The organism is Chloroflexus sp. (assembly GCF_056331925.1).
In genome coordinates this window covers 130,439-139,288 of the sequence record NZ_JBWGQH010000006.1, presented here as the reverse complement: position 1 = coordinate 139,288, position 8,850 = coordinate 130,439, and the positions used below count along the sequence as shown (strand labels likewise).

The following is an 8,850-nucleotide window of genomic DNA, read 5'->3' as shown; positions in this document are numbered from 1 at the left end:
GTTTCGTTATTGTTGAAGGTTATACGCTGACCACCACCGTTAAAATTGGCACGGTAGAGTTCCCAGTAGCTACCGGTATCGATGTTCGAGGCGTAGATCAGCGGCGTGACCGGGTCGGGTGCGGCCCACGGCGTACCGAGGTGTGGATAGCGCCATTGGAAGTAGTGTTGCCCAACGTTGCCCATCTCAACCTGATAGCCGGCGGGGTTGTCAGGAGTGTAGGTCAGTACACGACGCTCAAAGAGTTGCACCAGTACATCGTGTTCGGTATCACCGACGACGGCCCGTACCCAGTAGGGATCGGTGATCGGATAGCCCATTGCAAAGAGCCAATCAACGATCGGCGCCGTCACCACACGCCCATTCTCAACCACTCGTCCACGTTGATTCATAAAATCCCAAAAAACTTTCGGAATGTTATGGCCGGTAACGCTGTTATACTGGACGATGGTTGTTTCAGGGCGGGCTAAGTCGTCGCGCACGCTCAAATTGCCACTACGGGCAATCGCTATATTCACCCGTTGATTCAGACGCGACGGATCACGATAGCCATTGTCAATGGTCGCTACACCGGCAAAGTCGCGGTAGCCTGGAGCGATGGTGTTGGCTGCACGAGGATTACCGGCAACCGGTACGTCCGATCCTTCGAGATACGTGACATCATACGGGTCGTCGCCGAACTGCATTCGTCCACTGATCAATTCTTTTACCAGTAGGCCGTTGGTAACGGTACCGTCAGCCGGGTTGTTAATCTCCATGCGCGCCTTGTCAAAATACTGTACAATACGCGCGCCATTCGGGCTTTGTCGGTAAAACTCACCGTAATCGAACCATGGTCCCGGCCCCCAATACCATGTGCGCCCACCGCGTACTGCCTCGCTGTCGGTGCGGGTCCAGATGGTTTCAAAGCGAGGGTCGGCAAACGTGGTGCGACCGAAGAAGGGTGCGGCGGTAAGTGGGGTTGCGCCCACGATCAACACCATCACCAAACCGATCGCACTCCAAAGCATATGTAGACGGTTCATGGGTTTCTCCTTTGTGTCTACTACTCACATGTAAAATACGATGTAGAGAATAGAAAAGTTCCTAAATCCTTCTGATAATAACATTACGCCTAAGTTAAAAGAAGATAAGAATAGGTTCTTTAAAAAGAAGAAATGTAGGTTTAAGTTAATTTTTGGTTTAGTGATATACTTTGTGAAAATATTACAATAATAGGGGCACGGCATGCCGTGCCCTACATCAATCCGTCCGGTGCGGTTGTACGATGATGAATGCGTGGTCATGCCCAATCCCGTGCGTGGAATCGTTTGGATTGTGGATGATGACGATGTCGGGGCGACGCACCGCGTCACCCATACGCACATCCGTCCGGTGCGGGGGTATTTTGTGGTCATGCCCAATCCCGTGCGTGGAATCGTTTGGATTGTGGATGATGACGATGTCGGGGCGACGCACCGCGTCGCGCCGATACAAATCCGTTCGTCTGTTACGATGTTCGTCCTACAATCCGCCGCGCCAGTGCGACCTCTTCCGTGCCGATGGCTCCGGTGAGCCATAACGCAGTGCCGTACACCGGCGGTCCGATCAGAAGTGCACACAGACTACCGATCCATCCCGGTAGCCAGAGGAGCGCTGGAAGCATGACACCGGCCATTGCGAGACTTGCCAATGCCGGTTGCCACATTAGGGGTAAGAGGCTCGGTTGCAATCCCTCTTGGTGTAAGACGGGACGGAAGACGGCGTAAAGTACAACTTCCGACAAGATAGTGATCAGCGCTGCCGCCAGGAGCGCGCCTTCGGGGCGGCCTAACCGGATAGCAAGCGGAATCGCGATGAGATTGGCAGTCAGGTTGAAGATCGCACCAATAACAAAAGCGCGGGTAATGGCGGTTTGGCGTTCGATAGCAATTAACACATACTGTAACAAGCCGTTAGTAAAGGAGAGTGGCAAAAACCATGCCAACACGGCGAGCACGGTAACCGACGGCAGATACTCGGCGAAGCGGCGACGGGTGAAGATCCAGACGAGATCGTCAGCCAACAGTGTCATACTCATTGCCAATGGGAAGGCAATCAACAGTAACAGACGCAGTGTGCGCTGTTGGGCGCTGAACAGCTCGCTGCGCGCACCGCCGGCGCGTCGTGCAAAGAGTGGAAAGACGGCGAAGGTTATTGCCGGTGGTAGCACGAGCGCGATGTTGAGGAGTTGGTAAGGCAAGACATATTGCTGTACCAGTAGATCGGCGTTGCTACCGCCGAAAGCACGAACAATGAAAAGGTCAAACCGAAAGAAGATGACACTGAGCAGATTATTTAGCATGAGCGGCAGCGCCTGCGGGATGAGCTTACGGATCGTAGGACCATCAAAGCTCAGGGTCGGTGCGAAAAAGGTACGGATTTGCAATCCAAGAAAGATCAAAGCCGTGATCGAACTAACCAAGACCGCTGCCCACGCGAGTCCAATGACGCCCCACCCAAGTGCAAGCACAGCGATACGGGCGAGAAAGCTGAGCAGTGCCGTCAACACCTCAACGGCTGCCGGTACTTCCATTCGTTCCGTTGCGTTGTAGAGCGCCGTCACCGCGCCACTGTAAGCACTGGGGATAAGGGTAAACAGCAAAATCCAGATCGCCCATCGGCCCTCAGCAGTGAGCGGTTCGCTCAAGCCAAGCGCACCAAGGCCGTTGTAGATACCGATGACGAGCCATGCTATCGGTGCGGCAGCAGCCACGATGAGGCATAAACGCAAGGCAAGGGTTACCCCAAACAGTTGGCGGGCTACAGCCGGACTACGGGCAACTTCGCGCGTGAGCCATACGCCAAGACCAAACTCGGTGAAGGTGGCAAGGTATTGGGCCACGAGCAGGGCAGCGGTGTTGTAAGCGCCGAGTGCTGCCGGATCAAGTGCGCCAACCAGCAAAAATAGGATGACCGTATCTAACCCACGGACAAAGAGACGTAGGCCAAAGGTAACTGCGCTATTTTTGAAGATGCGGCGAGTAGTATTGGTCGGATCGTCGTGGTAATAGCGTCGCCAAAGCCAGGTTCCCGCACCGAGTAACGTAAGCGCGGCACCAATAATGAGGAATACAAGGATCAGGCGATTGTTCATGGCGGTTGGGTCGTAATCGTTGCCCGGCGGCCATCACTGATAAGATGAATCACGCCGTCGATGTTCGGATGATAAAGATAGGGTGCAAGCTGGCGTCGTTCGGTGAAGCTATGGAGAGCCGGTTGGTCGGCCTCATAGCCGGTGCTAAACGCAACGGCCCGTAAGTGCAATCGGGTCAGTTCCGGTACGGTAATCGACCGTTGCCACGGATACACTAGCAGGTCAATTGGTTGGTCGGTAAGTGCTGTCAGGGCTGGATCGCCGGTACTTCCACCGGTATGGATCAAAATACGTACCGCGCGATGGGTGATCAGCAAGACGGCACCGCCCTCTTTGCCATCATTAACTGCTAATACCTGCAAGCGGACTCCGCCCAGGTTGAACTGTTGTCCGGGACGTAAGCGGCGAATCGGTGTAACCAGTTCGGTCAACAGTTCTCGCCATTCACCCTCAACGATAGTAGGGGTGAAAGCTACATCTGGGCGGTAACGCCGTAATATCCCTAACTGACCGGGCAGATGTTCTTCATCAGTACGGGTCAACACAATAGCCGCCAACCGACGTTGCCAGAAGGGGAGGTAGCGGCCTACCTCAACCGCTACCTCGGTCGGATCGCGTCCACCGTCGATAAGTGTAAACGAGCCGTCGGGTGCGCGGATCAGAAGAGCATCGCCTCTGATCGGTAACAGCATGACGTGAAGTTGACCATCAGGTCGTTGGAGCCATGCGATGAATGCCAGGATACCACCAAACGCGATAATTGTATGTAGCCATTGTCGCATAGTAAACCTGCCTTATCTGTACTGCTCTACTTTATAAACCGTGCGACAATGGCAAAAGATACGCTATTGTTGACAAACAGCGATTATAGTCACCCAAGGGTGAGGGTGACTACATCGATGTATCGACGTGAAACGGAATGAGAGGGGTACGACTATCGTACCCCGTTGTGGTTGGGCAATGTACCGCTGCGAACACCAGACTTACGCCAGTGCAATTACTTCGATTTCGATCCGGGCATCGCGTGGTAAGCGAGCGACTTGCACCGTCGAGCGTGCCGGTGGTTCATTGCCGAAATGTTCGGCGTAAGCTGCATTCATGGCGGCAAAATCGTTCAGATCGGCGAGAAAGACGGTCGTCTTCACAATCCGATCAAGTGAACTGCCGGCAGCTTGCAAAATAGCGGCAATATTGGCAAAAATTTGGCGAGTCATTGCGCCAATGTCATCAGTTATGAGTTCGTTGGTGGCCGGATTAATCGGTAATTGTCCGGAGACGAAGATCAAATGACCTGCTCGAATAGCTTGCGAGTACGGACCGATAGCTGCCGGAGCTGCGTCGGTAGTAATGCACGTGCGATCCATTGTACATAACCTCTCTCGGATACAATTAGGTTAGCGCACTAGCCAGAATCCTAGCATAATTATCAATTGCCATACAACAGGCAACAAACCACCGGTGATAGCCTGCACACCTTCCCATTCATATACCTCAACCCAGAGTGCGGCTGTGACCCAATACGCAATCACAAGGGCGAACAACCAGAACAGGGCGGCAAGCCATGGTACGTTGATCAGCAAACTGACCAGCGTGAGCAGCATTGGCAAGAGTCGTGGCATCTGGATTCGTGGGTACAGAGCGAATACCTGCTCTTGATCAGTACCAGATGTACCGTACATAATCATCGCAATAAGCCCAACGAGCGGCCATTCGAGTAAGCCGGCCATCCAGAATCCAATGCCACCAAACAAGGCGTTGCTACTCGGCCACCAATCGCCGTGAAGCAGGGTGGGAACGGTTAAGAACAAGCCGACGGGTAGCGCTACCAACGCCATAGTCTTCCCTGCTACCCACAAATGTTCCGCCGAGGAATTGCTCGCTATCACTAGATCAACGCGGAGAGTACGAATGGTCGCTACCGGTTGGCCGATCAACTGCACATTTGGCATGAATGCAGACGGTCGAAAACGTGGTTTCTCATCGATTGGCGGTAGGTGGCTCAGCCGTTCGGCGCATTGCTCGATGAACTGTGGCCATTGTCGCATCGTACCGACGAACACGGTTCCCGCCGTCCACCGTCCGGTCACCAGCAAACCGCAAAGATGACAAAGCCAGGGTAATCGCGGCGATTGAACAAACGCCAGAGTATAGCCAAACCCCAGATCAATCACGGAGAACGCACTGATGTGGCTCCACGGGATTGACCGCGTAAATGGCAACGGTCGTGGTGCAAAGCGGATGGTCAGGGTCTGTTGACCGGCGGTTGCGGCAACCGGTAGCGCAACAACCAACGCAATGATAGCTATTATGACCGATGCCAACATAAGATGCGCTGCGATCAGGAGCCAGATCGGCGCCGGCAAGTCAGATCGGCCAGCAATACCGAGCAAGGGGACGCTAACCCCCTGGTAGGCACTAAATATCTTGTTGTAGATAGGGATTTGGCTTACCCACAAGAAAGCGGATTGACTGCGCAAGTCGGGAAAGAGCAGGGTCAGCGCACGATCCCAGTAGCTCCGATAATGAACAAGACCGGCGATCAATGTCAAGCAAGCCGTACCAAGCGTCGTCAACCTTACGATTGACCAGGCGGACAAGGAGGTGGTAACATCTAGAGTGGTAGTGGGTGGAAGATCAACGTCCGGCAATATCTCGGCAGGTTTGCCCCGCAGGAAGAGGCTAAATAATGGTGAACGACGTTGCTCATTCACGACAACCGGTTGATGTCCTTCAAACGCACGGATTGCGCGACTATTCTCTTGCAAGATGGTATTGAGCAACTGGTCGAAGTCATCAATCGTTGATGTAATGAGGAAGGACGGTCGGATGGTGGTGCCGTAGAGCAACCCATACAACCGATGCCAATCGGTAAGCCGTTTTGCCGTCTTGGCCGGAATCACTAGGAGTACGAAGCGCAGCCCAGCCTCGTCGCCGGTCACGTGAATCTCATCCAAATCTTGCCACGCAACCGGTAGCCAACCGCCGGCAAATTCAATCAGGAGGCCGCGACTGCTCACCCGAATAGTGGGCAACGTATTGAAGAGGATCAACGCGACGCATAGCCCAACCGCTGCCCACAACAGAACCACTAATGCCTCTGAGAGCCAAACGTTCAAATCGCGCGGCGCGGGCGAAAGCCACTGGTAAAGTGGACGCAGCCATGGGGTACTACGCAGCCATGCAGCGAAAGGTGTGAACATGAGACCACGGAGCAGTTGGAAACCGGCTCCGTACAGGCTTATCACAACGAACACCCAGCCGACTGCCGAAAGCCACCAGCGTTGGCGCCAAGAATAGCGATAGACCTTTTCAGCAGCCGTTAAGCTCATAGTTGCTTATACCCTATCCAACACCTTCAAGCTGACGTACCCGCAACTCGGCAGCATCGAGTAGTTGCTGGCAAGCAGCGGCAAGTTCGGCACCGCGTTCATATAAACGCAAGGCTTCCGCGAGGGACAACTCACCTTGCTCGAGTCGCTCGACAACCGTCTGAAGTTCGGCAAGTAATGTTTCATACTGTTCGACGGCAGTTTGTTCACTCATCGGTGTGCTCCACAATAACGCGCACGATGCCGGCGCGGACGGTGAGAGTGAGTGCTTCACCGGCCTGTACTTGCGCCGGGTCGGTCACCACGTGACCATCAACCTGTTGGGCGATGGCATACCCACGGGCAAGCGTTGCCTGTGGGCTAAGTGTCGCAAGGCGAGCTTGTAGGCCTTGCAGGCGTGTTTGTTCGAGTTGTAGCCATCTTCCGAACGTTCGTCCGGCTTGGCGTGATAGATCATCAATGGTTTGGCGTGCAGCCTCGATCGTTCGGCGTGGATGGTTTCGTTGGAGAAGAGCATGCTGTTGAGCAACAATCTGACGTTGCCGATGCAGACGTTCGATAATAGCGACGGTTGCACGTTCGTGTAATTCAAGCACACGCTGACGCAGTTCGGTCAGCGGTGGTGCGGCCATTTCGGCGGCGGCAGAGGGAGTAGGTGCACGCAGATCGGCCACGGCGTCAACTAACGTCGTATCGGTTTCGTGACCAACGCCGGTAATAATCGGAACGGGGCTAGCTGCAACCGTTCGTACAACCTGTTCATCGTTAAAAGCTGCCAAATCCTCACTTGCGCCACCACCACGGGCTAAGATCACCAGATCGACGGCTTCGGTGTAGACGCGGCGGAGGGCAGCAACGATACTGGCCGGAGCTAATTCGCCCTGTACAAGACAGGGGGACAACAATACTTCCGCAAGCGGGTAACGACGGCGTAAAATGGTTAGCATGTCTTGCAAGGCAGCCGCTTGCGGTGAGGTGACAATGCCGATTCGGCGTGGCAGGGGCGGCAACGGGCGTTTGCGGCGTTCATCGAACAAGCCTTCAGCTTCGAGGCGAGCGCGTAGTTGGGCGAGTTGCGCATTGAGCAGCCCTACACCGGCCGGTACAATCTGATCGACAACAAACTGTAGCTCACCGCGTGCCTCATAGAAACCAACCCGCCCATGCACCAATACAGCATCGCCGTTCATCGGTAGGGTTGCGATACGTTCGGCAGCACTCCGCCAAAGGACGGCTCGGATGCTCGCTTGCTCGTCCTTGAGCGTGAAGTAGCAGTGACCCGACGGATACCGTCGGAACTCGACTACTTCGGCGAGCAACCAAAGGTCGAAAAACAAGCCCTCGCCCTCAAGATGAGCGCGGAGGGCACTGTTTAAATCGGAAACGGTTAATACATGCATCAAAGCGGTTCGATTACCATCAACGGTTGACCGTACTCAACCGGTTGACCATTCTTGACCAAGATACGAGCCACCCGTCCGGCGACATCGCTCTCAATTTCGTTCATCATTTTCATCGCTTCGATGATACCCACGGTATCACCAACACGCACCTCATCACCTTCTTGGACAAACGGCTTATCCTTTGGCGATGGGGCTGCGTAGAACGTACCGACCATTGGCGCCGTGATGGTATGGCCGGCAGGCATTTCAACCGGTGGCCCTTCTGGGGCAGGCGGTGGTTGCACGAATGGGGTGACGGGCGCAGTCGGTAGGGGTGTGGCAATGGGTGCAGGTACGGGCTGGTTCATTGGTGCGGAATAGATCATCCCAGTCGGCTGGCCACGTTTCACGTGCAGCTTAGAGTTGCCACGTTCTATGGTGATCTCGTAGACATCGCTCTGTTCGAGCATCTGAAGTAAATCTCGCACAGCGGAAAGGCCGAATGGATCGTTTTGATCGGCTGGTATTTCAGTAGTTTCGTCCTTCATAGCTCCCCACAGCATAAGTTCGGCGAAACAGCTTTATTGTAGCATAAGAATCAATGCGCTTTGATCGGGTGGAAACGGGACAGTGCCTCACAATTGCGATAAGCAAATGTTACACTTCGTAGCAAAATCTTTACCGACAGGGTGGAGAGTGATTGTTATGCTATGCACGAGAAAGGTCTAACGGAAAGGATGATCGCCATGTTTACCCGTAATGTTGGCACGCTTGATCGTGACATCCGGCTGGTGTTGACAATGACATTCGGCCTCATATCGCTATTCGGTCAGATCTTTTGGTTGCAGATCATTACCGGTTTTCTCGCATTGATCATGTTTGCCACTGCGGCGTTTGCCGTGTGCCCCTTGTATTGGCCGTTTGGTATCAATACCTATAAGCGTGAGCAGGAGCGCAAGCAAGCGCACGAACGATCACGTTAGCTAACGGTACATGATTTTTGTTGCGGGCTATATTTCGTATA

Annotated in this window: 8 protein-coding genes and 1 pseudogene; 1 reads left to right on the top strand and 8 read right to left on the bottom strand. The window is 54.1% G+C overall.

The genetic code is table 11. The features are described from left to right. The 8 genes and pseudogenes from AC01ZF_RS05140 to accB all read right to left on the bottom strand — a co-directional run. Positions 1 to 1,025: pseudogene (locus tag AC01ZF_RS05140) on the bottom strand (hypothetical protein); the annotation flags it as partial. Between the two features lie 464 nt (positions 1,026 to 1,489). After that, entirely contained in the window at positions 1,490 to 3,115 is a 1,626-nt protein-coding gene (locus AC01ZF_RS05135; protein WP_424676793.1) for a flippase, read from the bottom strand. After that, on the bottom strand, positions 3,112 to 3,897 hold the full coding sequence (locus tag AC01ZF_RS05130) for a ComEC/Rec2 family competence protein (protein ID WP_424676792.1): 786 nt from the start codon (positions 3,895 to 3,897) through the stop codon (positions 3,112 to 3,114). Before AC01ZF_RS05130 ends, AC01ZF_RS05135 begins: the two co-directional genes overlap by 4 nt. Positions 3,898 to 4,098: 201 nt before the next feature. After that, positions 4,099 to 4,479, bottom strand: a complete 381-nt coding sequence (locus AC01ZF_RS05125; RefSeq protein ID WP_287908549.1) for a RidA family protein — start codon at positions 4,477 to 4,479, stop codon at positions 4,099 to 4,101. Positions 4,480 to 4,509: 30 nt separating this feature from the next. After that, positions 4,510 to 6,444, bottom strand: a complete 1,935-nt coding sequence (locus AC01ZF_RS05120) for a hypothetical protein (RefSeq protein WP_424676791.1) — start codon at positions 6,442 to 6,444, stop codon at positions 4,510 to 4,512. Between the two features lie 13 nt (positions 6,445 to 6,457). Continuing rightward, the gene (xseB, locus tag AC01ZF_RS05115; protein ID WP_012616201.1) at positions 6,458 to 6,658 is read right to left on the bottom strand and encodes an exodeoxyribonuclease VII small subunit; all 201 of its coding nucleotides are present in this window, start codon (positions 6,656 to 6,658) and stop codon (positions 6,458 to 6,460) included. After that, a complete protein-coding gene (gene xseA, locus AC01ZF_RS05110; RefSeq protein ID WP_428132813.1) occupies positions 6,651 to 7,844 on the bottom strand; it encodes an exodeoxyribonuclease VII large subunit in 1,194 nt (397 codons plus the stop codon). Before xseA ends, xseB begins: the two co-directional genes overlap by 8 nt. Further along, positions 7,844 to 8,374, bottom strand: coding sequence for an acetyl-CoA carboxylase biotin carboxyl carrier protein (gene accB, locus AC01ZF_RS05105; protein ID WP_424676789.1), 531 nt, complete (start codon positions 8,372 to 8,374; stop codon positions 7,844 to 7,846). The genes xseA and accB overlap by 1 nt, the downstream gene beginning before the upstream one ends. 198 nt (positions 8,375 to 8,572) lie before the next feature. On the opposite strand from accB, the gene AC01ZF_RS05100 reads away from it, so the two are divergent. Then, positions 8,573 to 8,809 carry a YgaP family membrane protein gene (locus AC01ZF_RS05100; protein WP_424676788.1) on the top strand — a complete coding sequence of 79 codons (237 nt, stop codon included), beginning with the start codon at positions 8,573 to 8,575 and terminating at the stop codon, positions 8,807 to 8,809. Positions 8,810 to 8,850: the final 41 nt, after the last annotated feature.